At 59.7% G+C, this 21,775-nt stretch carries 22 protein-coding genes; 9 read left to right on the top strand and 13 right to left on the bottom strand.

Going from position 1 to position 21,775, the window contains the following annotated elements:
* Window positions 1-41: 41 nt before the first annotated feature.
* The 5 genes from ACXADQ_RS12270 to acs all read left to right on the top strand — a co-directional run bounded on the left by ACXADQ_RS12270 (window position 42) and on the right by acs (window position 5,844).
* Complete coding sequence (locus tag ACXADQ_RS12270; protein WP_475320603.1) at window positions 42-1,073, top strand: branched-chain amino acid ABC transporter permease; 1,032 nt, start codon at window positions 42-44, stop codon at window positions 1,071-1,073.
* Window positions 1,074-1,076: 3 nt separating this feature from the next.
* The gene (locus tag ACXADQ_RS12265; RefSeq protein WP_475320597.1) at window positions 1,077-2,279 is read left to right on the top strand and encodes a branched-chain amino acid ABC transporter permease; all 1,203 of its coding nucleotides are present in this window, start codon (window positions 1,077-1,079) and stop codon (window positions 2,277-2,279) included.
* Between the two features lie 13 nt (window positions 2,280-2,292).
* Window positions 2,293-3,048: an ABC transporter ATP-binding protein gene (locus ACXADQ_RS12260; RefSeq protein ID WP_475320593.1), complete on the top strand. Its 756-nt coding sequence runs from the start codon at window positions 2,293-2,295 to the stop codon at window positions 3,046-3,048.
* A gap of 12 nt (window positions 3,049-3,060) precedes the next feature.
* Entirely contained in the window at window positions 3,061-3,816 is a 756-nt protein-coding gene (locus ACXADQ_RS12255; protein ID WP_475320589.1) for an ABC transporter ATP-binding protein, read from the top strand.
* A gap of 78 nt (window positions 3,817-3,894) precedes the next feature.
* Complete coding sequence (gene acs, locus ACXADQ_RS12250; RefSeq protein WP_475320585.1) at window positions 3,895-5,844, top strand: acetate--CoA ligase; 1,950 nt, start codon at window positions 3,895-3,897, stop codon at window positions 5,842-5,844.
* A gap of 66 nt (window positions 5,845-5,910) precedes the next feature.
* On the opposite strand, the gene ACXADQ_RS12245 is transcribed toward acs, so the two are convergent.
* Window positions 5,911-6,681 carry a helix-hairpin-helix domain-containing protein gene (locus tag ACXADQ_RS12245; protein WP_475320582.1) on the bottom strand — a complete coding sequence of 257 codons (771 nt, stop codon included), beginning with the start codon at window positions 6,679-6,681 and terminating at the stop codon, window positions 5,911-5,913.
* Between the two features lie 29 nt (window positions 6,682-6,710).
* Between ACXADQ_RS12245 and ACXADQ_RS12240 the strand changes: the two genes are divergently transcribed.
* The 4 genes from ACXADQ_RS12240 to aat all read left to right on the top strand — a co-directional run bounded on the left by ACXADQ_RS12240 (window position 6,711) and on the right by aat (window position 9,983).
* Complete coding sequence (locus tag ACXADQ_RS12240) at window positions 6,711-7,253, top strand: LuxR C-terminal-related transcriptional regulator (RefSeq protein ID WP_475320579.1); 543 nt, start codon at window positions 6,711-6,713, stop codon at window positions 7,251-7,253.
* Between the two features lie 170 nt (window positions 7,254-7,423).
* Complete coding sequence (accB, locus tag ACXADQ_RS12235) at window positions 7,424-7,924, top strand: acetyl-CoA carboxylase biotin carboxyl carrier protein (protein WP_475320577.1); 501 nt, start codon at window positions 7,424-7,426, stop codon at window positions 7,922-7,924.
* Between the two features lie 10 nt (window positions 7,925-7,934).
* The gene (gene accC / locus ACXADQ_RS12230; RefSeq protein ID WP_475320575.1) at window positions 7,935-9,284 is read left to right on the top strand and encodes an acetyl-CoA carboxylase biotin carboxylase subunit; all 1,350 of its coding nucleotides are present in this window, start codon (window positions 7,935-7,937) and stop codon (window positions 9,282-9,284) included.
* 48 nt (window positions 9,285-9,332) lie between these two features.
* Window positions 9,333-9,983, top strand: a complete 651-nt coding sequence (gene aat, locus ACXADQ_RS12225; RefSeq protein WP_475320573.1) for a leucyl/phenylalanyl-tRNA--protein transferase — start codon at window positions 9,333-9,335, stop codon at window positions 9,981-9,983.
* Here aat and ACXADQ_RS12220 read toward each other — a convergent pair.
* The 12 genes from ACXADQ_RS12220 to soxB form a co-directional block, all read right to left on the bottom strand.
* The gene (locus ACXADQ_RS12220; protein WP_475320570.1) at window positions 9,947-10,333 is read right to left on the bottom strand and encodes a DUF2155 domain-containing protein; all 387 of its coding nucleotides are present in this window, start codon (window positions 10,331-10,333) and stop codon (window positions 9,947-9,949) included. The genes aat and ACXADQ_RS12220 overlap by 37 nt on opposite strands.
* Window positions 10,330-10,776: an outer membrane lipid asymmetry maintenance protein MlaD gene (mlaD, locus tag ACXADQ_RS12215; protein ID WP_475320565.1), complete on the bottom strand. Its 447-nt coding sequence runs from the start codon at window positions 10,774-10,776 to the stop codon at window positions 10,330-10,332. The genes ACXADQ_RS12220 and mlaD overlap by 4 nt, the downstream gene beginning before the upstream one ends.
* Window positions 10,777-10,786: 10 nt before the next feature.
* Window positions 10,787-11,170: an NADH:ubiquinone oxidoreductase subunit NDUFA12 gene (locus ACXADQ_RS12210; protein WP_475320562.1), complete on the bottom strand. Its 384-nt coding sequence runs from the start codon at window positions 11,168-11,170 to the stop codon at window positions 10,787-10,789.
* 113 nt (window positions 11,171-11,283) lie between these two features.
* Entirely contained in the window at window positions 11,284-11,643 is a 360-nt protein-coding gene (locus tag ACXADQ_RS12205; protein ID WP_475320561.1) for a RidA family protein, read from the bottom strand.
* A gap of 110 nt (window positions 11,644-11,753) precedes the next feature.
* The gene (clpX, locus tag ACXADQ_RS12200; RefSeq protein ID WP_475320560.1) at window positions 11,754-13,019 is read right to left on the bottom strand and encodes an ATP-dependent Clp protease ATP-binding subunit ClpX; all 1,266 of its coding nucleotides are present in this window, start codon (window positions 13,017-13,019) and stop codon (window positions 11,754-11,756) included.
* Window positions 13,020-13,156: 137 nt separating this feature from the next.
* On the bottom strand, window positions 13,157-13,789 hold the full coding sequence (locus ACXADQ_RS12195) for an ATP-dependent Clp protease proteolytic subunit (RefSeq protein WP_475320559.1): 633 nt from the start codon (window positions 13,787-13,789) through the stop codon (window positions 13,157-13,159).
* A gap of 223 nt (window positions 13,790-14,012) precedes the next feature.
* Window positions 14,013-15,236 (bottom strand): 5-aminolevulinate synthase, encoded by a 1,224-nt coding sequence (gene hemA / locus ACXADQ_RS12190; RefSeq protein WP_475320558.1) that lies wholly within the window; start codon window positions 15,234-15,236, stop codon window positions 14,013-14,015.
* A gap of 77 nt (window positions 15,237-15,313) precedes the next feature.
* Window positions 15,314-16,582: an FCSD flavin-binding domain-containing protein gene (locus ACXADQ_RS12185; protein WP_475320557.1), complete on the bottom strand. Its 1,269-nt coding sequence runs from the start codon at window positions 16,580-16,582 to the stop codon at window positions 15,314-15,316.
* Between the two features lie 33 nt (window positions 16,583-16,615).
* Complete coding sequence (locus ACXADQ_RS12180) at window positions 16,616-17,332, bottom strand: c-type cytochrome (protein ID WP_475326073.1); 717 nt, start codon at window positions 17,330-17,332, stop codon at window positions 16,616-16,618.
* Window positions 17,333-17,550: 218 nt separating this feature from the next.
* Window positions 17,551-18,612: a c-type cytochrome gene (locus ACXADQ_RS12175; RefSeq protein ID WP_475320556.1), complete on the bottom strand. Its 1,062-nt coding sequence runs from the start codon at window positions 18,610-18,612 to the stop codon at window positions 17,551-17,553.
* Complete coding sequence (gene soxC / locus ACXADQ_RS12170; RefSeq protein WP_475320555.1) at window positions 18,596-19,882, bottom strand: sulfite dehydrogenase; 1,287 nt, start codon at window positions 19,880-19,882, stop codon at window positions 18,596-18,598. Before soxC ends, ACXADQ_RS12175 begins: the two co-directional genes overlap by 17 nt.
* A gap of 79 nt (window positions 19,883-19,961) precedes the next feature.
* Window positions 19,962-21,659 carry a thiosulfohydrolase SoxB gene (soxB, locus tag ACXADQ_RS12165; RefSeq protein WP_475320554.1) on the bottom strand — a complete coding sequence of 566 codons (1,698 nt, stop codon included), beginning with the start codon at window positions 21,657-21,659 and terminating at the stop codon, window positions 19,962-19,964.
* Between the last annotated feature and the right edge of the window lie 116 nt (window positions 21,660-21,775).

Raw genomic sequence — 21,775 nt, 5'->3', positions numbered from 1 at the left:
GGGGCTTCGCTCTTTCCACACTCCGACACAAGGGTGGGACAATGGACGCTATAGTTCTGCAAATCCTAAACGGGCTCGACAAGGGCTCGGCCTATGCGCTGATTGCGCTGGGGCTTACACTCATCTTCGGCACGCTGGGCGTCGTGAACTTTGCGCATGGTGCGCTGTTCATGATCGGCGCGTTCTGTGCTGTGACCCTCAACAAAATTCTGACCCTCAGCCACATCGTCATTGACGAGACCAAGACGGACTTTCTGGGCAACCCTGCCAAGATCAAGGTCCCTTATGTCTATGATATTTTTGGTGAATCCACGGGGGCCGCGATCATTGACTGGTCGGTGCCGCTGGCCATCCTGTTCGCCATTCCGGTCATGATCGGCATCGGTGTGATCATGGAGCGCGGGCTGATCAAGCACTTCTACAAGCGCCCGCATGCCGACCAGATCCTGGTGACTTTCGGCTTGGCGATCGTGCTGCAAGAGATCATCAAATACTACTACGGCGCCAACCCGATCCCCACCCCGGCGCCTGATGCCTTTAAAGGGTCGTTCGATTTCGGGGCCGCGATTGGGTTTGATCCGAACACGATCATCTATCCCTACTGGCGCCTTGTGTATTTTGCCTTTGCCGCGATCATCATCGGCGCTGTCTTTGCCTTCCTGCAGTTCACCACCTTTGGGATGGTTGTCCGGGCTGGCATGGCCGACCGCGAGACCGTGGGCCTGCTGGGCATCAACATCGACAAGCGTTTCACCATCATGTTCGGGATCGCCGCGGCTGTGGCCGGTCTGGCGGGTGTGATGTACACGCCGATCAACTCGCCGAACTACCATATGGGCATGGACTTCCTGGTGCTGTCCTTCGTTGTGGTGGTTGTGGGCGGCATGGGCTCTCTGCCCGGCGCGGTGCTGGCAGGGTTCCTGCTGGGTATCCTCGAAAGCTTTGCCTCGATGCGCGAGATCATCGACATCATCCCCGGCATCAACCAGGTCATCATTTATCTGGTCGCCGTAATCATTCTGTTGACACGTCCCCGTGGCCTTATGGGTCGCAAAGGCGTGATGGAGGACTGATCCATGTTCGGTCTTGAAAAGAAAGACGCGCGTCTGCTGCTGCTGGTCATCGGCCTGACGCTGTTCGCACCGTTCATCCTGAACCCCTTCCCCGAGGGCTCGGCCCTGGCGCAGTTCAACGCGGGCTATCCCGACCTGATGCAGCGTTTCGTGATCTTCGGGATCTTTGCCATCGGCTTTAACATCCTGTTTGGTCTGACCGGGTACCTGTCCTTTGGTCACGCGGCCTTCCTGGGTGTGGGGTCTTATGCGGCCGTGTGGATGTTCAAGCTGCTCAGCATGAACGTCATCCCCGCGATCATCCTGTCGGTCATCATCTCCGGCCTGTTTGCCCTGCTGATCGGCTATGTGTCGCTGCGCCGGTCGGGGATTTACTTCTCGATCCTGACGCTGGCCTTTGCCCAGATGATGTTCGCCCTGGCCTACTCGGTTCTGACGCCCATCACCGGCGGCGAGACCGGCCTGCAACTGGCGCTAGACGATCCCCGCATCCTGGGCATCAGCCAAACCGCCGAGGGCAACATCCCCGTTCCCGGACTGTTCGGGCTGGAAATGCGCGACAGTGTGAACCTGGAACTGGGCGCCTGGGTGTTCACCTTCAACGCGGGTTACTATTTCTGTGCCGCGATCATGCTGGTGGCCTTTTACCTGGCGATCCGTATCTTCCGCTCGCCCTTTGGGATGATGCTGCGTGCGATCAAATCGAACCAGCAGCGCCTGAACTACACGGGTCTCAGCCCGCGTCCCTATACGCTGGCCGCCTTTGTGATCTCGGGTATGTATGCTGGTCTGGCCGGTGGTCTGATGGCCTCGATGGACCCGCTGGCTGGCGCCGAGCGGATGTTCTGGACGGCCTCGGGCGAGGTGGTTCTGATGACCATCCTGGGCGGTGCCGGGACCCTGATCGGTCCGGTTCTGGGCGCAGGTATCATCAAGTACATGGAAAATATCCTGTCCAAGATCAACAGCGACATCCTGCACAGCTGGTTCGCGTTCCTGCCCGACGGGCTGGAGGATTTCGTGGTCACCATCCTGTACCCGTTCATCGGCAAAGGCTGGCACCTGACCCTGGGCATCATCTTCATGCTGGTCGTGATCTTCCTGCCGGGTGGTCTGGTCGAAGGTGGACAACGTTTGGGCCGTCTGCTGCGCCGTAAAAAAGCCGCTGACGACACCAAGTCCTCGTCCACTGAACCTGCAGAATAAGGAGACCTGAGAAATGGGAATTCTTGAAGTCAAAGACGTCAACAAACGTTTCGGCGGGTTGCAGGCTCTGGGGGATGTGAACCTGAGCGTGAAAGAAAACTCGGTTCACGCCATCATCGGCCCGAACGGCGCTGGCAAATCCACCCTGCTAAACTGTCTGGTGGGCAAGCTGATCCCCGACACCGGTTCCGTCATGTTCGACGGCCAGTCGGTGCTGGGGCGCCAGCCGCATGAAATCAACCAGATGGGCATCTCCCGCGTGTTCCAGACCCCCGAGATTTTCGGGGATCTGACGGTGATCGAGAACATGATGATCCCGATCTTCGCCAAGCGCGACGGGGCCTTCCGCATGCATGCGATCGAAAACATGATGTCCGAAAAGGAAATCGTGGATGCGGCCGAGCACATGCTGGAAGACATGAACATGGCCGACAAGCGGCACATGCACACGGCCTCGATGTCGCGCGGTGACAAACGCCGGCTGGAAATCGGGATGTGTCTAGCGCAGCAGCCGCGTCTGTTGCTGCTCGATGAACCCACCGCCGGGATGGCGCGGGCTGATACCAACAACACGATCGACCTGCTGAAACAGATCAGCGACGAGCGTGACATCACCATCGCCATCATCGAACACGACATGCATGTGGTGTTCAGTCTGGCCAACCGGATCACCGTTCTGGCGCAGGGCACCCCCCTGGTCGAGGACGACCCGGAAAACATCAAAGGTAATCCTAAAGTACGGGAAGCCTATCTGGGCGAAACCGCGTAAGGAGAGTGCACCATGAACGTCAAACCTGATTTCTCTAAGGGTCACAACCTTGCCGAAACCGCCCCGGCCTATCTGTCGGTCTGGGACATTCACGCCTATTACGGCGAGAGCTACATCGTGCAAGGCGTCAGCTTCAACGTCCACGAAGGCGAGATTCTCGCACTTCTGGGGCGCAACGGCGCTGGCAAAACCTCGACCCTGCGCGCGATTGCCCGTCTGGATGATCCGCAAATCAACAAAGGAGAGGTCTGGCTGGACCACCAGCCGTTGCACACCATGGCCAGCTATCAGGCCAGCCAGAAAGGCATGGCCCTGGTGCCCGAAGACCGCCGGATCATTCCGGGCCTGACGGTCGAGGAAAACCTGAAGCTGGCCCAGATCGCCCCGCCCCTGGGCTGGTCGATCGATCGCCTGTACGAACTGTTCCCCCGTCTGGGTGAGCGGCGCAATCAGGAAGGTGTGACTCTGTCGGGCGGCGAACAGCAAATGCTGGCCATCGCCCGGGCCCTGGCGCGGGACATCAAGGTCCTGTTGCTGGACGAACCCTACGAGGGCCTGGCCCCCGTGATCGTCGACGAGATCGAACGCACCCTGCGCAAGATCAAGGAACAGGGCATCACCACCGTGATCGTCGAACAGAACGCCGTGCGCGCTCTGGAACTGGCGGATCGCGCGGTGATCCTGGACACCGGCACTGTGGTTTATGACGGTTCTGCCGCCGAAGTACTTGAAAACAAGGAACTGCGCGAAGAGTATCTGGCTATCTAGGCCAGTGAGGCCCGCCCCAATGCGCTGCTTGCGGGGGCGGGCCGCTGAAATTCAAAACCACAGATCGAGGTACCCCAAATGACCGACCCCATTATACCAGTTCCCGCGTCTTTTGCGGCTGGTGCGCATGTTGATGGTGCGAAATATGATGCGATGTACGAGGCCTCGATGGCCGATCCCGAAGCGTTTTGGGGCGAGCATGGCAAGCGTCTGGAGTGGATCAAGCCTTATACGAAGGTCAAGAACACCAGCTTTGCGCCGGGGAATGTCTCGATCAAGTGGTACGAGGATGGCACGCTGAACGTTGCGGCCAACTGTATCGACCGCCATTTGGAAACCCGCGGCGATCAGACGGCGATCATTTTTGAACCCGATGATCCGAACGAGGCTGCCCAGCACATCACCTACAAACAGCTGCATGCCAGCGTTTGCAAGATGGCCAACATCCTGGAAGACATGGGCGTGCGCAAGGGCGACCGCGTCATCATTTACCTGCCGATGATCCCCGAGGCGGCCTATGCGATGCTGGCCTGTGCGCGCATCGGTGCGATCCACTCGATCGTGTTTGCCGGCTTTAGCCCCGACGCGCTGGCGGCGCGTGTGAATGGCTGTGACGCCAAGGTGGTGATCACCGCCGACCACGCCCCCCGTGGCGGCCGCAAGACCCCGCTGAAATCCAACTGCGACGAGGCGCTGCTGCACTGTAAAGACACTGTTAAGTGCCTGGTGGTAAAACGCACCGGAGAGCAGACCACCTGGATCGACGGGCGGGACTTTGATTACAACGAACTGGCGCTGGAAGCGGATGATTATTCCAAACCGGCCGAGATGAACGCCGAGGATCCGCTGTTCATCCTGTATACCTCGGGCTCGACCGGTCAGCCCAAGGGCGTGGTGCATTGCACCGGCGGCTATCTGGTGTATGCCGCGATGACCCACGAGATCGTCTTTGACTATCACGAGGGCGATATCTTCTGGTGTACCGCCGATGTGGGCTGGGTCACCGGGCACAGCTATATCGTCTATGGTCCGCTGGCCAATGGCGCGACCACGGTGATGTTCGAAGGCGTGCCGACCTATCCGGATGCGGGCCGGTTCTGGGCCGTGTGTGAAAAGCACAAGGTGAACCAGTTCTACACCGCCCCCACCGCGATCCGCGCCCTGATGGGCCAGGGCACCGAGTGGGTGGAAAAATACGACCTGAGCGACCTCAAGGTGCTGGGCTCGGTGGGTGAACCGATCAACCCCGAGGCCTGGAACTGGTACAATGACAATGTCGGCAAGGGCAACTGCCCGATCGTTGACACCTGGTGGCAGACCGAAACCGGCGGCCACATGATGACCCCGCTGCCGGGCGCGCATGCGCTGAAACCCGGCTCGGCGATGAAGCCGTTCTTTGGCGTCAAACCCGTGGTTCTGGACCCGCATTCGGGCGAACAGATCGATGGCAATGGCGTCGAGGGCGTGCTGTGTATCGCCGACAGCTGGCCCAGCCAGATGCGCACGGTCTGGGGCGATCATGAACGCTTCGAGAAGACCTATTTCAGCGACTACAAGGGCTATTACTTTGCCGGGGATGGCTGCCGGCGCGACCCGGATGGCGATTACTGGATCACCGGGCGCGTGGATGACGTGATCAACGTGTCGGGCCACCGCATGGGCACCGCCGAGGTGGAAAGCGCCCTGGTCGCCCACGCCAAAGTGGCCGAGGCCGCCGTGGTCGGCTACCCCCACGAGGTCAAGGGTCAGGGCATCTATTGCTACGTGACGCTGATGAACGGGGTCGAGCCCACCGAGGAGCTCTACAAAGAGCTGCGCACCTGGGTGCGTACTGAAATCGGCCCGATCGCCAGCCCCGACCTGATCCAATGGTCCCCCGGCCTGCCCAAAACCCGCTCGGGCAAAATCATGCGCCGCATCCTGCGCAAAATCGCCGAAAACGACTACGGATCCCTGGGCGACACCTCAACTCTCGCCGACCCCAGCGTCGTCGACGATCTTATCCAAAACAGAATGAATAAGGGGTAAGCGGCGCGCCGGTGTGTGGCCATGTTGACTTGATCCGAAACCGCTCCGCGATTGTGGGGCGGTTTCCTATTTTTTACCCGCTTTTTTCTTACCAGCTTTTTTCTTGTCAGCCTTTTTCGGGGGCTTTGAGGGCGATTTCTTGGCATTCTCCTTTGCCTTTTTCTCGATCGCCTTTTTCACCGACTTCTTCGCCGCGGATTTCTTGGGCGCAGATTTCTGGGCCGGTTTGTTCTTGGCCTTCGCCGGCTTCTTTTTGGCTTTCTTCACCTTTGAGGTCATGGCCGTTTCCGTCTTGGCTGCTGTCTTCGGCTTGGCCTTGGCTTTGGCGGTTTTCTTGGCCTTCTTCTTTTTCTCGGACGCGTTGGCCTTTTTCTCTTTGTCTGGCTTGGATTTCTTGGCCGCTTTCTTCTTTGCATCCGGTTTTTTCGGCTTTTTGTCGCGTTTGACTTTGGCCTTGGGCTGCTCTTTTGCGGGCTTCGGGGGAACCGAGACCGGTTCGGTGATCGGAGCCTTCGTTTCGGGTTCTGCCATCACCAATTGCTGCGCCGAGGCGATCAGTTGAGCCGCCCGCAGGGCGCCCACACCGCGCACCCCCATCAGGATCGCCGGCTCTGCTTTGGCGATGGCTGCGACGCTGCTCAAGCCGAGGTCCAGCAACTGACGCGCCATCGCTGGTCCCACGCCTTTGACTTGTTCAATATCCATTCTTCGCACCCCTCTTCCGGATTTGCCTACACAATGTATATACAATCGCGATACATTTACAAGCGACAGCTGATCGGCAAATCCAACAGGCACAGGCATTTCTGACCGGATCGATCGACCAGTGCTTTGCATCACCGCCTGAATCCGGGCATACCTGCTGCATGGAACTCAGCGATCTTGGCTTTGAATACGCGCCCGTGGGGCTGTGCATGTTGGAAAACCGCATCATATCAGGGTGCAATCGCGCCTTTGCCGAGATCTTTGGGGGCGAGATGTCGGAATTTCAGAACGTGCCCTTCGCGCATTTCTATGCCTCGATGGAGGACTACGAAAAGATCGGTGCGCGCAGTTTGGCGCAGATGCAGAAAACTGGGCGCTACGCGGACGAACGGGTTATGCGCCGCCGCTCGGGCGAACTGTTCTGGTGCCGGGTGCGCGGCCAATCCCTGACCCCCGAGGATCCGTTTCGCCAAGGCATCTGGTCGCTTTCGGACCTGTCTGATGAACGCCCCCTTGTGGAACTGACCCAACGCGAACGCGAGGTGGCGATTCTGACCTGTCGCGGCATGACCAGCAAGGAAGTAGGCCAGGAGCTGAACCTGTCCTATCGCACAATCGAATTGTATCGCGCCCGTCTGCTGGACAAATTCCAGGCCCGCAAACTGGCAGAACTGGTGGCCAAATTGTCTGGAATGCCGCTTTGATCGCAGGAAATGAGACTTTCCTGTCATTTTCCCCTCGAATTTTCCCGACAAAACCCCCACATTCCCCGCCAGAAGAACGCTTTCCGTGCAACAAAACTTGCCCTATAAGGCGCGCGGAATGGCAAAAGGCTGCAGACACAAGCAGCCACCCGTAATCGGTCGAGGATACAATGACTAAGAAAAATCAAGACGCAGACGTAGCCTTCATCCAGGCGCTTGCCGAGCTTCTGGCCACCAACGAGCTTACCGAACTGGAAGTGATGCGCGAATATGGTGACAATGACAGCCTGAACGTCCGCGTCAGCCGCGCACAGGAAATCGTGACCCAAGTGGCCGCCCCTGTCGCCGCAGCGCCTGTCGCAGCCCCGGCCCCCGCAGCGGCCCCGGCCGCAGCGCCGGCCCCCGCTGCCGCTGCGTCCGAAGATCCCGCCAGCCACCCCGGTGCGGTGACCTCGCCCATGGTTGGCACCGCTTATTTGCAGGCTGAGCCCGGGTCGCCATCCTTTGTCAGCGTTGGCTCGCAGGTCAAAGAGGGCGACACCCTGCTGATCATCGAAGCGATGAAAACCATGAACCACATCCCGGCGCCCAAAGCTGGCACCGTGAAGCGTATCCTGGTCGAGGATTCCAGCGCTGTCGAATTCGGCGCACCGCTGATGATCATCGAATAAGGGCCGCGCCATGTTCGATAAAATCCTGATCGCAAACCGAGGCGAGATCGCACTGCGCGTGATCCGTGCCTGCCGTGAAATGGGCATTCAATCCGTCGCCGTGCACTCGACCGCCGATTCCGACGCGATGCATGTGCGCATGGCGGACGAGGCCGTGTGCATTGGCCCGCCCTCCTCGGCGCAAAGCTATCTGTCGATCCCGGCAATCATCTCGGCCTGTGAAATCACCGGCGCGCAGGCGATCCATCCGGGCTATGGTTTCCTGTCCGAAAACGCCAATTTCGTGCAGATTCTAGAAGACCACGACATCGCCTTTATCGGCCCGACCGCGGAACATATCCGCATCATGGGCGACAAGATCACTGCCAAGGAAACCGCCGCAGCGCTGGGTATTCCTGTTGTTCCGGGCTCGGCTGGAGGGGTTCCCACCGTCGAAGACGCCAAGAAAATCGGCAAGGAATTCGGCTATCCGGTGATCATCAAGGCCACAGCTGGCGGCGGCGGTCGCGGCATGAAAGTGGCCAATGACGAATCCGAGATGGAGACGGCCTTCCGCACCGCCCGGTCCGAGGCCAAGGCTGCGTTTGGCAATGACGAAGTCTATATCGAGAAGTACCTGACCACCCCGCGCCACATCGAGATCCAGGTCTTTGGCGATGGTAAGGGCAAGGGCGTGCATCTGGGCGAGCGTGATTGCTCGTTGCAGCGTCGCCACCAGAAGGTCTTCGAAGAGGCCCCCGGCCCCTGCATCACCCCCGAAGAGCGCGCCAAGATCGGCAAGATCTGTGCGGATGCCATCGGTGAAATGGGCTATCGCGGCGCAGGCACCATCGAATTCCTGTACGAAAAGGGCGAGTTCTATTTCATCGAAATGAACACCCGTCTGCAGGTGGAACACCCGGTGACCGAGGGCATTTTTGGCGTCGATTTGGTGCGCGAACAGATCCGTGTGGCCGAAGGGCTGCCGATGTCCTTTACCCAGGATGATCTGGAAATCAACGGCCACGCCATCGAGGTGCGGATCAACGCAGAAAAGCTGCCGAACTTCGCCCCCTGCCCTGGCAAAATCTCGCATTTCCATGCCCCCGGCGGGCTGGGCGTGCGGATGGATTCGGCGCTCTATGATGGGTACTCGATCCCGCCCTATTACAACTCGCTGATCGGCAAGCTGATCGTGCATGGCCGTGACCGGCCCGAGGCGTTGGCGCGTCTGAACCGCGCCCTGGGCGAGCTGATCATCGACGGCATCGACACCACCGTCCCGCTGTTCCACGCGCTTCTGCAAGAAGACGACATCCACAGCGGCAACTACAACATCCACTGGCTGGAACACTGGTTGGAAACCAATCTGGCCGAGTGATCACATGGCCGGGCCCACCAGTGGCCCGGCCTTTTTTACGGACGAGGCATGGCCAAGGACGACACGATCCTGACCCCGGAACTCTTGCTGAACGCCTATGCCTCGGGCGTGTTTCCCATGGCTGAAAACCGGGATGACCCCGAGATTTTCTGGGTCGATCCGCGCCGCCGGGGCATCTTTCCGCTGGACCAGTTTCACATCTCGCGCAGCCTGGCGCGACGCATCCGGCGCGCCGAGTTTTCGATCCGTATCAACAGTGATTTTGCGGGGGTCGTACAGGGTTGCGCTGATCGCAGCGAAACCTGGATCAATGACGAGATTTTCTTTCTTTACAACCAGTTGCATGCGCTCGGGTTCGCTCATTCGCTCGAGGTTTACGAAGACGACGCACTGATTGGCGGGGTCTACGGCGTTACCTTGGGCGGGGCATTTTTTGGGGAAAGCATGTTTTCCCGCCGCACAGATGCGTCAAAAATCGCGCTGACTTTTCTGGTGGATCGGCTGAATCTGGCGGGCTTTTCCCTGTTTGACACGCAGTTCATCACGCCGCATCTGGCCTCTCTGGGGGCGGTCGAAATCCCGCGGGCGCAGTATCATCAACTGTTGGAAAAGGCGCTAGAGATCGAGGCCGATTTCACCGCGCCGCCGCTTCCCGCCTCCTCTTACGAGGTTTTACAGCGCAACACCCACACGTCATAACGCGCGTGGTCCAGCGCGTTCAGCGCGGGCGACGAGGCCAGCATCCAGCCCTGGAAAACGGGCTCGGCGGCCCCTTGATCGCGGATGGTCAGAAAGGCATAGGCGTCGCCAGCCGGGTTATTTTCAGGATAGCGGCATTCGCCCAGATCGATCACCAGGCGTTCAAAACGAACGCTGGAGCCGTTCAGAATTTCGATGTCCTGAAATTCGGCGTTAACCTTGTCCAAACCACGCAGCACAGCGCCCGAACCGGTTTCGATCCCATCGACATTTTCAATCGTCAATACGCCGTCGTCTTGCGCCAGCGCCGGCGTAGCGCAGAGCGCCAAGAGGGTCAGCAGGCGCTTCATTCGCTGCTCCCAGAGACGAACTTCATCAGCAGGCCGACCAGCGAAACCGCCCCTTGGGTGTCTTCGATCTCGTCACCGGGCGCGAAGTTGAAGGGCGATCCCCCGGGCACGATTTCTACGAAGTTTCCGCCCAGCAGCCCCTCGGAGGCAACAACAACGGCGCTGTCATCGGGAATTTCGATCCCTTCGGCGACGCTGAAATCAGTATCCGCGCGGAAGGTCTGTGGGTTCAGGGTGATGTCCGTGACGGTGCCGATCTTGACCCCAGCCAGACGCACATCGGTGCCCACGGTCACCCCCTCGGCCGAGCGGAACGACGCGCTTAGCTCATAGCCCGAGCTTTGCTGCGCGAAACCAGTGATTTGCCCGGCATAGGCAACGAACCCAACGGCAATGGCCAGCACCGCGGCCCCGACGACAACTTCGGTTTTGTGATCAGACATCCAGAGCCCCTTATTCGGGCGTCCACGCCTCGTAATCGGCGCGCGGCGCGGGTTCACTGCGACGGATCGAGCCCTTGGGCGCATAAGCCAGCGCCGAGCCAGTCAGGTTTTCCTGATGCGGCTTTTCCCAGTCCTTGTGGACCAGAGGCTTGTCGCTGGGCGCATCTTTGAAGGTGTGGTGCAGCCAGCCATGCCAGTCGGGGCTGATGCGGCTGGCTTCGATTTCACCGTTATACATGACCCAACGGCGCTTGCCGTCCACGCTGCGATAGTAGGTGTTGCCCTGCTCGTCCTCGCCGACTTTCACGCCTTTGCGGGCGGTGTACAGACGGGTGTTGATCGTGCCGCCGTTCCACCAGGTAACCGCGCTGAGGATGGTGTTCAGAATACCCATGGGTCTCTCCAAAATGCCTTGGTTCTGATATGACCGAATTTGTGCCAAAGGTCCAGTGGCAGGGCCCGCCGCCAATGCCGCAGATGCGCAAGTTTTCGCGACGGGCCGTGATCTTAGTGCGCCAGAGCGGTGACTTCGATCTCGATCCGGTACTTGGGGTCGATCAGGTTGCATTCAATCATGGTCGCCGCCGGGGGATGGGCCCCGAAAACCTCGGACAGAATTGGCCAGCAGGGTTCGAATTCAGCCGCATCGGGCAGGTAGTAGTTCACCCGCACCACATCCGACAGGGAGGAGCCCGCCTGCTCCAGTGCCCCCTTGATCGTGTCCAGCGCGGCGCGGCACTGGTCCTGCACGCTATCGCCCTGTCCCACGGTGCCCGCCACATGGACGAACCCGCCCGCGACAACAGCGCGGCAATAGCCGATCTTGGGCTCAAACTCGCCGCCAGAATGAATGCGTTTGATGGTCATGATTGCTCTCCTTGATCTTGGCATTGCGATACGATTGACGGGCGCGGGCAGCAAGAAAAAAGCCCGGCATCCGCTTGGGATACCGGGCTTTTATTCAATATGCCGGAAGATCAGCTGGCGCTGGCCTCTTCGGCTTGGCCTTCGGCAAAGATCATCAGAGGTTTCGCGGCCGAGGTCGCGGCCTCTTCGTTCACCACCACCTCGGTGACGTTTTCCATGCTGGGCAGATCGAACATCGTGTCCAGAAGGATATCTTCGAGGATCGAGCGCAGACCGCGCGCGCCGGTTTTCCGCTCGATCGCGCGTTTGGCGATGGCCGCCAGCGCGTCGTCGGTAAAGGTCAGCTGCGCGTCTTCCAGCTCGAACAGGCGCTGGTACTGTTTGACCAGGGCGTTCTTGGGCTGGGTCAGGATGGTGACCAGCGCGTCCTGATCCAGATCCTCCAGCGTGGCGATCACGGGCAGACGGCCAACGAATTCAGGGATCAGACCGAATTTCAGCAGGTCTTCGGGCTCCAGATCCTGGAAAATCTCGCCAACGCCGCGATCATCATTGTCCCGCACATCCGCGCCAAAGCCCATGGCCGAGCCCTTGCCGCGCTGCGCGATGATCCGGTCCAGACCGGCGAATGCACCGCCACAGATGAACAGGATGTTGGTGGTGTCCACCTGCAGAAACTCCTGTTGCGGATGCTTGCGCCCACCCTGGGGCGGCACGGACGCAACGGTGCCTTCCATCAGTTTCAGCAGCGCCTGCTGCACGCCCTCGCCCGACACGTCGCGGGTGATCGAGGGGTTTTCCGACTTGCGGGTGATCTTGTCGACCTCGTCAATATAGACGATGCCGCGCTGCGCGCGTTCGACATTGTATTCAGACGCCTGCAGCAGTTTGAGGATGATGTTTTCCACGTCCTCGCCCACATACCCGGCCTCGGTCAGGGTGGTCGCGTCGGCCATGGTGAAGGGCACATCCAGAATCCGCGCCAGCGTCTGCGCCAGCAGGGTCTTACCACAGCCGGTGGGACCGATCAGCAGGATGTTGGATTTGCTCAGCTCGATCTCGCCGGTTTTTTGCGAGTGATTCAGGCGTTTATAGTGGTTGTGCACGGCCACGGACAGCACGCGCTTGGCCATCGCTTGCCCGATCACATAGTCATCCAGCACCGTGCAGATGTCTTGCGGCGTGGGAACGCCTTCGCCAGATTTCAGACCAGCGGTTTTGGTTTCTTCGCGGATGATGTCCATGCAAAGTTCAACGCATTCATCACAGATGAACACAGTGGGGCCTGCAATCAGCTTGCGGACCTCGTGCTGGCTTTTGCCGCAGAAGCTGCAATACAGTGTATTCTTGCTGTCGCCGCCAGAGTTGTTCGCCATTTCGTCCCTTCCAGGCCTCGTCTTTGCATCAATCGCGAACAGTATGTCCGCCTATGGTAGTCAAGCTTATGGCAGCCGGTCAGCAGCCACAATGTCAAAAACGCCCGAGGAATGGGATCCTCGGGCGGAATGCTATGTTACGCGTCTTCGCCGTCAGCCTTGGCACGGTTGGTCACGATCTCGTCGATCAGACCCCACTCCTTGGCCTCTTCGGGGGACATGAAGTTGTCCCGCTCCAGCCCGGCTTCGACCTCTTCATAGGTGCGGCCGGTGTGTTTGACGTAAATCTCGTTCAGGCGCTTTTTCAGCTTCAGCGTCTCTTCGGCGTGGATCATGATATCCGTCGCTTGCCCCTGATACCCGCCCGAGGGCTGGTGCACCATCACGCGGCTGTTGGGCAGGCTGAAACGCATCCCGGCCTCGCCCGCGGTCAGCAGCAGCGACCCCATCGAGGCCGCCTGGCCGATCACCAGCGTCGACACTTTGGGTTTGATGTACTGCATGGTGTCATAGATCGACAGGCCCGAGGTCACAACGCCACCGGGGCTGTTGATATACATGCTGATTTCCTTGGACGGATTCTCGGCCTCAAGGTGCAGCAGCTGGGCTACGATCAGGCTGGACATGCCGTCATGCACGGGCCCGTTCAGGAAGATGATCCGCTCCTTCAACAGGCGCGAGAAAATGTCATAGGCACGTTCGCCCCGGCTGGTTTGTTCCACAACCATCGGGACCAGAGTGTTCATATATGTCTCAAAAGGGTCTTTCATATCCGCTCGCCTGCTGTTGATACCGCACCTTTACGCACCCGGTGCTAACAGAGTCTTAGTGTTGCGCCGGGGGGGCTGCAAGGCCTGACCCCTGAATTAGTTCCTGCGACCATGGCACAAGCCCAGCCCAGATACAGCCGGGCACAGCCCAAGCGCGGCGCATGAAAAAACCGAGGGCGCAATGGGCACCCTCGGTCCTCTGAGAATTCAGATGGTTCGGAATTTACTGCGCGGCCATCGGACGACGGGCCAGATGGCATTCGGCCCACAGCGATTCCAGCGCGCCGACCAGACGATCCATATCCTCGGCCGAATGCACGGGCGACGGGGTGATCCGCAGACGCTCGGTGCCTTTGGGGACGGTGGGATAGTTGATCGGCTGAATATAGATGCCGTGATCCGCCATCAGCCGATCCGAGATAAACTTGCATTTCACCGGATCGCCCACCATCACCGGAATGATGTGGCTGGGGTTGGGGATATGCGGAATGCCGATGCCATCCAGACGGGTGCGCAGCTCGGCCACGCGATCCTGTTGGCCCTGGCGTTCCTGATCCGAGGCTTTCAGATGCCGGATCGAGGCCACGGCGCCCGCGGCCACATGCGGCGGCAGCGCGGTGGTGAAAATAAACCCGCTGGCAAAGCTGCGGATGAAATCGACCAGCTCCTTAGTGCCGGTGATATAGCCGCCGACCACGCCGAACGCCTTGCCCAGCGTGCCTTCGATGATGTCGATGCGGTCCATCAAGCCTTCGCGTTCGGCCACACCACCACCACGCGGGCCGTACATGCCCACCGCGTGGACCTCGTCGATATAGGTCATGGCGTTGTATTTGTCGGCCAGATCGCAGATCGCCTCGATCGGGGCGATGTCACCATCCATCGAGTAGACGGATTCAAAAGCGATCAGCTTGGGTTGCTCCAAAGGCAGCGATTGCAGATGCGCCTCGAGGTCCTCAAGATCATTGTGTTTCCAGACAATACGCTGCGCCTTGGAATGGCGAATACCTTCGATCATCGAGGCGTGGTTCAGCGCGTCCGACAGGATCACCAGACCGGGGATTTTGGCGCCCAGCGTGCCCAGCGTCGCCCAGTTCGAGACATAGCCGCTGGTGAACAGCAGCGCGGCCTCTTTGCCGTGCAGGTCAGCCAGCTCGGCCTCCAGCTCGACATGGTCATGGGTGGTGCCGCTGATATTGCGGGTGCCGCCTGCGCCTGCACCGCTGCGATCCAGCGCGGCATGCATAGCCGACAGCACGTCAGGATGCTGCCCCATGCCCAGATAATCGTTGGAACACCAGATGGTGACGTCTTTTGCGTCGCCCTCGTTGCGGAAGGTCGCCTTTGGGAACGCGCCCAAATGCCGTTCCAGATCGGCGAACACGCGATAGTTGCCTTCTTCGCGCAGCTTCGTGAGCGACTCGGTAAAAAATCCCTGGTAGTCCATGCCGTCTAGGTCTTCCTTAGTTCCTGTTCGTCGGAGCCCCTGGCCCCCGAAGGGACCAGAAACAGATCTTTTGGCGTTCAGCCGAACATATCATTAGTGATACCAGCGTACCAGCCTACCAATTCCTCGTATGTGGCCTTGCGCAGTGCGGCATCTTCGCCCGTTTTGCTGATAAAACCATCAACTTTGGCGATTTTCTCATCCGTGGCCTGGTAGGACGCGCCCACTTTGATGCCATCATCGGTGTCGATCAATGACCAACAAGTATTAGAGAACTTCGCCGGGAACACCTTGGAACCGGTCAGCGCACCGCGCACGGCCATAGCGGCAACCTTGGCTTGCGAATTGGCCGAGAAACCCGATTTGGGCATGTCACCCTGGTTCGTCGCATCGCCCAAAACGTGAATATTGGGGTCAATACGGCTCTGCATGGTGTGGCCGGACACGGGCGCCCAGTTGCCTTCGGTGATGCCGGCCATGTCGCAGATCTTGCCAGCCTTCATCGCCGGGATCACGTTACATGCGTCGACCTTGGTCACCTCGCCGTCAATGCTGACGGTCATCTCGTCGGCATTCACCTCGACCACGTCGCCCCCGAAATCGGGGCCCACCCATTCGATCATCCCGTCATAGTGGTTCGCCCAGCCTTCCTGGAACAGCGCCATCTTCGAGAATTTCGGTTTGGGATCGGCAATCAGGATTTTCGCCGTCGGGTTAATGTTTTTCAGCAGATGCGCGACCATGCTGACCCGTTCATACGGTCCGGGCGGGCAGCGGAAGGGGTTCGGCGGCGCGATCATCGCATAGGTGCCCCCCTGCGGCATCGCCTCGATCTGGGCCTTCAGCAGCTCGGTTTGCGAACCCGCCTTATAGGCATGAGGCATCTTGTTTTGCTTGGTCAGGTCCCAACCGGGCACCGCGCCATCCACAAAATCAATGCCAGGCGACAGGATCAGACGGTCATAAGGCAGCTTGGCCCCACCTGCCAGCGACACAGTTTTGGCATCGTTATCAATACCCACGGCCCAGTCATGCACCACGTTAATGCCATACTGGCTGGCCAGGGTGCCATAGCTGTGCCCGATCGAGCTCAGCTGACGGAACCCGCCAATATACAGGTTCGAGAAGAAGCAGGTGTAATACATCCGCGTCGGTTCAACCAAGGTCACGTCAATCGCGCCTTTGCTGTCCTTTGCGATATAGCGCGCGGCCGTGGCCCCGCCAGCGCCCCCACCGACAACCACCACACGCGGCTTGCCATGGCTGCCTGCACGAACGGCAGGCGCCGACAGCGCGGCCGCGGCGGCAACGCCGGTCCCGATAAAGGCTCTTCTGTTGAGTGTCATAAGTCTTCCTCCCTTATGAGTGACGGACCTTGATCATCCTTCAAGGTCCTTAAAGTACGCGGCCAGGGCCGCAATCTCTTCGTCCGACAAACGCCCGGCCATCATCTGCATCACCGGATGCGGACGGATCTTGCGTTTGTAGGCGTGCATGGCGATGACGAAATCTTCGACCGGCCAATGCGTGATCGAGGGAATGCCCTCGTCGGCTCCGCTGCGCTGATGGCAGGTGGTGCATTCGCTGGCCAGGTATTCGCCATAGTCCGGGTCCCCGACGATCGCTAGGATTTCCGGCGGCAGGTCAACCTCGGGCGGAACCTGCGTGGGCTGAGCTTCGGGGATGTTGGCCGGATCGTCCGAGAATTGGCGCAGATAGGCCAAAACGTCGTTGCGATCCTGCTTTTTCTTCAACCCGCGAAAGCTCATCCGGGTGCCAGTGACCAGCGCCTTCGGGTTTTCCAGATAGGCATCCAGCTTGTCCAACGACCAAACCAGCCCATCTGCCCCCGCGCGGCGCAGACCCTTGGAGTATTTGAAATCCTCGCTGACGGTGGCGGCTTTACGGCCGAAAATGCCGTTCAGATGCGGCCCGACCCGGTTCTTGGCCCCCTGCCCGACCTGATGACAGCCAGAACATTTCTTGAAAACCTTGGCCCCGTTTTCCGCATCGCCGATCTGGTCGGCCATGGCGGCAGGGCTGGCAAAGATCAATCCGGCAATCAACCCGGCGGACTTGATCCAATTGGTGAACATACGCGCGTCTCCGTTGCGCGGCTCCAAATGCGAACCGCTATCTTTCAAATATCCGGGAGAGCGAAGGGCCAACAGATCCCACAGCCGCGCCATGCGCCGCCCCAAGATCGTTTCTGCAAATGCTGGCATGGCCTCCTCCCGGTCTTACCAACGTTTTGGACCATGCCCCTCAACATGGTCTTAAGGGGGGCCGGAACCCCGCCCCCCTTACCCGGCGCTTATTGCGACAGGGATTTCAGGTATTCCGTGATCGCCACGATGTCTTTTTCCTTCTTCAGACCGGCAAAGGACATCTTGGTTTTCTTCACGTATTTCTTGGGCTTGGCCAGGAACGCGGCCATGGTTTCCTCGTTCCAGATGGTGCCTTCTTCGCCCATGGCAACCATGGTTTTCGAGTATTTGAAACCATCGATGCTGCCCAGCGTCCGCCCCATCACGTTGTTCAGATGCGGGCCGGTCTTGTTCTTGGCACCGTCACCGACCTGGTGGCAGGATTTACACTTCTTAAAGACCTTCTCACCGGCTTTCACCAGTTCGGGGTCCAGCGCAGCCATGGCCGGTTCAGGTTTGGCTTCTGGCTCGGGCGCAGGCGCAGGTTCGGCCTTGGCCTCTTCCATCGGTTCTTCGGCCTTGGCTTCGGTGGGCTTGTCCTCTTCTGGGGTCACGTCCAGAACGGCGGCGCGCATGGTGATTTTCACCTCGCCCTCCTTGCAGTTCTCCATGCAAGGTTCGGTCCAGAAATGCTTCTCGGTGGTTTCGCGGTCATCCACGATGAACCCGCCAGCATTGGGCATTTCCACGTCCATGAAGTTCTCGTTCGACAGGACGAAATCATCTTCGACCAGATAGTTCGAGTACAGGATATACGCGGTAATCGCATAGACGTCGTCGTCGCTCATGGTCTGAGCAGCGCCAAACGGCATCGAGCGGCGGACATAGTCATAGACGGTCGACAGGTATGGCCAGTAGGACCCCACGGTCTTCAGCGGATCCTTGTCGGCCAAGCTGTCCTCGCCCCCGGCCAGCTTGGGCCAGTTGCCCGCGCCCTCGGCGAACTCACCGTGACAGACGGCACAGTTGTCCACGAATACGACCTCACCATCCTCAACCGAGCCCGACCCAACAGGCAACCCGGTTCCATCAGGCGCGATGTCCATATCCCAGGCGGCGATTTCCTCGGGCAGCGCGGGACGGCCCAGGCCCATCTTGTCGGCATAGGCCGGAACGGCAGCCATGGCAGCGATCGCAGAGCCGATCAACAGATTACGATACTTCGACATTCTCTGCCTCCCCGTCCGCTTTGACCCACCAGGTCTGAATGCAGTTGTTGTGGTAGATGGAGTTTTCACCGCGCACGTCGCGCAGCATGTGTTTGGTTGGCTGAACGTACCCGGTGTCATCCATGCAGCGGCTTTGCAGCAGCATTTCCTCGCCGTTCCATTCGGTGTCCAGATAGAAGCGGGTCAGCGCCATGGGCTGACCGGGGTTGGCCAGACGAGCGGTTTCCCAGGTCTTGCCACCGTCCTTGGACACATCCACACGGGTGATCGCACCACGGCCCGACCAGGCCAGACCGGTGATGACCAGCGGGCCGTGGCCGTGCTTGATCGGCGACTGAGGGCTGGGGCTGGTGACAACCGATTTGGCGTCCATGACCCAGGTCCATTTGCGGCTTGTGCCGTCTTCCAGCGTGTCCGTATATTTGCTGGTTTCCTCGCGGCTTTCGATGGCCTGATCGGTCACTTCGATGCGGCGGATCCACTTGACCCACATGTTGCCTTCCCAACCGGGAACGACCAGACGGGCGGGATAGCCGTGCTCTTTGCGCAGCGCCTCGCCATTGGCCTTGAAGGCGATCATGCAGTCGTCCAGCGCTTTTTCCAGCGGGATCGAGCGGCCATTCGAGGACGCATCCGCACCTTCGACATAGACCCATTTGTCCTTGAAATCGCCCGCAGCACCCAGACCGGCCTCTTCCAGCAGCGCCCGCAGCGAGATGCCGGAATATTCCATGTTGTGGATCATCCCGTGGGTGAACTGCGCGCCGTTCAGCTGCGAGCCCGCCCATTCCATGCCGGTGTTGGCCGCGCATTCCAGGAAGAAGGTCTTATTCTCGCGCGGGAAGCGCTCCAGATCCTCGTAGGTGAACACCAGCGGCGTATCCACCAACCCGTTGATCATCAGGCGGAAGTCTTCCTTCTTCATGTCGATCGCGCCCGAGTGGTGGCGTTCAAACGCACAGCCCTGCGGGGTGATCGTGCCGTCCAGCGCGTGGATCGGCGTGAAGTTGATCGAGCTGATCGTATCAGCCGTCAGCCATTCCACATTGCGGCGGATCACGTCGCCTTCGTATTGGATCGGCAGACCATAGGGGGTGGCGTCCACGCCATCGCCCAGGCCCATCGCCCATTCCTGTTTCTCGGTGATCAGCGGGTCCGGCGTGGCCGCACCGGCGGCCCCTGCCCCGGCAACCGCACCTGCGGTCGACGCCAGCGTGCCTTTTAGGAACGCGCGCCGCGAGGGCTGTTTACCTTTGAAGCGGACTGTCATTTGTCTTTGCCTCCTTTGAAATTCTTAAATTCATCTGTGTGAATGATGCGGGCGCAACATAGCCCGGTGACACGAGCCCTTAGGCCCCCACCACTTTCACGTTGTCATGCGGGTTCACGGTGACGGTGCCCATTTTCTTGATGTGGCTTTCGACCACATCCCAGATCTGCGGGCCCTCGGTGCCTTCGTTAACGCTGGCCCAGCCGGCCACCTGATAGGTCTTGGCCGGGTCGATCAGTTCGCCGGTCTTCAGCAAGGTCATGTCGCTGATCCGCTCGCCCTGAGGCTTGCTGACGTCGATTTTGTAGCCCATGCCGCCGATGCGCACCATGTCGCCGCCCTGTTGGTAATAGGGGTCCGTGTTGAACAGGTTGTCGGCCACGTCTTCCATGATCACTCCGATAAATTCACCCGTCATTTCAGTGCGGTAAGCCTGACCATAGGTCATCGAAGTGGCGTTCCAGATATCCTCGCGGGTGATGTCCTGACCCGGCAGGATCGACGGGCCCCAGCGTACACCGGGCGACATGGCGATGTCGGCCTCGCGTTCAGACAGCAGAGCATCACAGATCAGGTCATCCCAGGTCCCATTGAAGTTACCGCGGCGATACAACAGGCTGTCGGTCTTACCGATCACCTCGGACATGGCGGCCTCGTAGGGGGCGCGCTGTTCGTCGATCACGGCGGTCACGGCGGCATCGGGTTCAATCACGTCGCTGAAGATCGGGATCAGCTTGTGGCGGAAGCCCATCATACGGCCGTCGCGCACGTCCAGATCAACGCGGCTGACGAATTTCCCGTTCGAGCCAGAGGCGATGATGATTGTGTCGCCCACCAGAACCGGCTCGGGCAGTGCGTCATGGGTGTGGCCAGACAGGATCACGTCGATACCCTGCACACGGCCCGCCATCTTCTTGTCCACGTCGAAACCGTTATGCGACAGCAGCACGACCAGCTCGGCGCCCTCGGCGCGCACTTCCTCGACCACTTCCTGCATCCGTTCGTCGCGGATCCCAAAGCTGTATTCCGGGAACATCCAGCGCGGGTTGGCGATGGGCATATAGGGGAAGGCCTGACCGATCACGGCGATCTTCACACCGCCACGTTCAAACATACGGTAAGGTTCGAAGTTCTCGCTCGGTTCGTCCCACTCGGCATCAAAGATATTCGCGCCCAGGGCCGCGAAGGGCAGATCGGCGACGATTTCCTCGACCCGGGCCGAGCCCAGCGTGAATTCCCAGTGGAAGGTCATCGCATCGGGTTTCAGCGCGTTCATCACGTTGACCATGTCCTGGCCTTCGGTGTGATAGCAAGTGTAGCTGCCGTGCCAGGTGTCACCGCCGTCCAGCAGCAACGCATCAGGGCGCTCGGCGCGGATGGCGTTGATCACGGTCGACACGCGATCCAAGCCGCCAACCTTGCCATAGGCCTGCGCCAGCGAAGAGAAATCGTTATAGGTCAGCGCATAGGCCGAGGGAGAGCCATCGTTGATCCCATACATCTTACGGAAATCCGCGCCGGTGACGTGGGGCACCTGCCCCTTGGCGGCCCCAACACCCAGGTTGATCTCGGGCTCGCGGAAATAGATCGGCTTCAGCTGAGCGTGAATGTCGGTGACGTGGATCAGCGACACATTGCCAAAGGTGTCGAATTGCAGCAACTCGTCCTGGGTCAGTTTTTGCTGTGCGGCCAGACGGGCCCAATTGCCAAAGCCCGACGCGCCATACATCGCGGACGCGGCCATCGAAACCTGAAGAAAATCGCGGCGAGAGATCATAGCTCATAACTCCGAGCGGTTAGGTGTTCCTATGCCCCTGGCGGGAGGAACCAGAGGTCAGGCCGAAATGGCCCTGAATATCAATGTTTTGCGATCTTTAAGTGGGGTCTTCAGAG

The organism is Thalassovita sp. ABM4_323 (genome assembly GCF_056158665.1).
Note: the sequence above shows the minus strand (reverse complement) of the source record. Positions and strands in the feature narration are given on the sequence as shown.

What these genes read in the sequence shown, in the direction of transcription:
- ACXADQ_RS12245 (WP_475320582.1), bottom strand. Translation starts at nt 6,681, where the DNA reads ATGCAAAGCACTGGTCGATCGATCCGGTCAGAAATGCCTGTGCCTGTT.
- ACXADQ_RS12265 (WP_475320597.1), top strand. Translation starts at nt 1,077, where the DNA reads ATGTTCGGTCTTGAAAAGAAAGACGCGCGTCTGCTGCTGCTGGTCATC.
- ACXADQ_RS12260 (WP_475320593.1), top strand. Translation starts at nt 2,293, where the DNA reads ATGGGAATTCTTGAAGTCAAAGACGTCAACAAACGTTTCGGCGGGTTG.
- ACXADQ_RS12185 (WP_475320557.1), bottom strand. Translation starts at nt 16,582, where the DNA reads ATGACACTCAACAGAAGAGCCTTTATCGGGACCGGCGTTGCCGCCGCG.
- hemA (WP_475320558.1), bottom strand. Translation starts at nt 15,236, where the DNA reads ATGGACTACCAGGGATTTTTTACCGAGTCGCTCACGAAGCTGCGCGAA.
- ACXADQ_RS12210 (WP_475320562.1), bottom strand. Translation starts at nt 11,170, where the DNA reads ATGGGTATTCTGAACACCATCCTCAGCGCGGTTACCTGGTGGAACGGC.
- acs (WP_475320585.1), top strand. Translation starts at nt 3,895, where the DNA reads ATGACCGACCCCATTATACCAGTTCCCGCGTCTTTTGCGGCTGGTGCG.
- accB (WP_475320577.1), top strand. Translation starts at nt 7,424, where the DNA reads ATGACTAAGAAAAATCAAGACGCAGACGTAGCCTTCATCCAGGCGCTT.
- ACXADQ_RS12175 (WP_475320556.1), bottom strand. Translation starts at nt 18,612, where the DNA reads ATGTCGAAGTATCGTAATCTGTTGATCGGCTCTGCGATCGCTGCCATG.
- mlaD (WP_475320565.1), bottom strand. Translation starts at nt 10,776, where the DNA reads ATGTCTGATCACAAAACCGAAGTTGTCGTCGGGGCCGCGGTGCTGGCC.
- soxB (WP_475320554.1), bottom strand. Translation starts at nt 21,659, where the DNA reads ATGATCTCTCGCCGCGATTTTCTTCAGGTTTCGATGGCCGCGTCCGCG.
- ACXADQ_RS12255 (WP_475320589.1), top strand. Translation starts at nt 3,061, where the DNA reads ATGAACGTCAAACCTGATTTCTCTAAGGGTCACAACCTTGCCGAAACC.
- ACXADQ_RS12195 (WP_475320559.1), bottom strand. Translation starts at nt 13,789, where the DNA reads ATGAAAGACCCTTTTGAGACATATATGAACACTCTGGTCCCGATGGTT.
- accC (WP_475320575.1), top strand. Translation starts at nt 7,935, where the DNA reads ATGTTCGATAAAATCCTGATCGCAAACCGAGGCGAGATCGCACTGCGC.
- ACXADQ_RS12220 (WP_475320570.1), bottom strand. Translation starts at nt 10,333, where the DNA reads ATGAAGCGCCTGCTGACCCTCTTGGCGCTCTGCGCTACGCCGGCGCTG.
- clpX (WP_475320560.1), bottom strand. Translation starts at nt 13,019, where the DNA reads ATGGCGAACAACTCTGGCGGCGACAGCAAGAATACACTGTATTGCAGC.
- ACXADQ_RS12205 (WP_475320561.1), bottom strand. Translation starts at nt 11,643, where the DNA reads ATGACCATCAAACGCATTCATTCTGGCGGCGAGTTTGAGCCCAAGATC.
- ACXADQ_RS12180 (WP_475326073.1), bottom strand. Translation starts at nt 17,332, where the DNA reads ATGTTCACCAATTGGATCAAGTCCGCCGGGTTGATTGCCGGATTGATC.
- ACXADQ_RS12270 (WP_475320603.1), top strand. Translation starts at nt 42, where the DNA reads ATGGACGCTATAGTTCTGCAAATCCTAAACGGGCTCGACAAGGGCTCG.
- ACXADQ_RS12240 (WP_475320579.1), top strand. Translation starts at nt 6,711, where the DNA reads ATGGAACTCAGCGATCTTGGCTTTGAATACGCGCCCGTGGGGCTGTGC.
- aat (WP_475320573.1), top strand. Translation starts at nt 9,333, where the DNA reads ATGGCCAAGGACGACACGATCCTGACCCCGGAACTCTTGCTGAACGCC.
- soxC (WP_475320555.1), bottom strand. Translation starts at nt 19,882, where the DNA reads ATGACAGTCCGCTTCAAAGGTAAACAGCCCTCGCGGCGCGCGTTCCTA.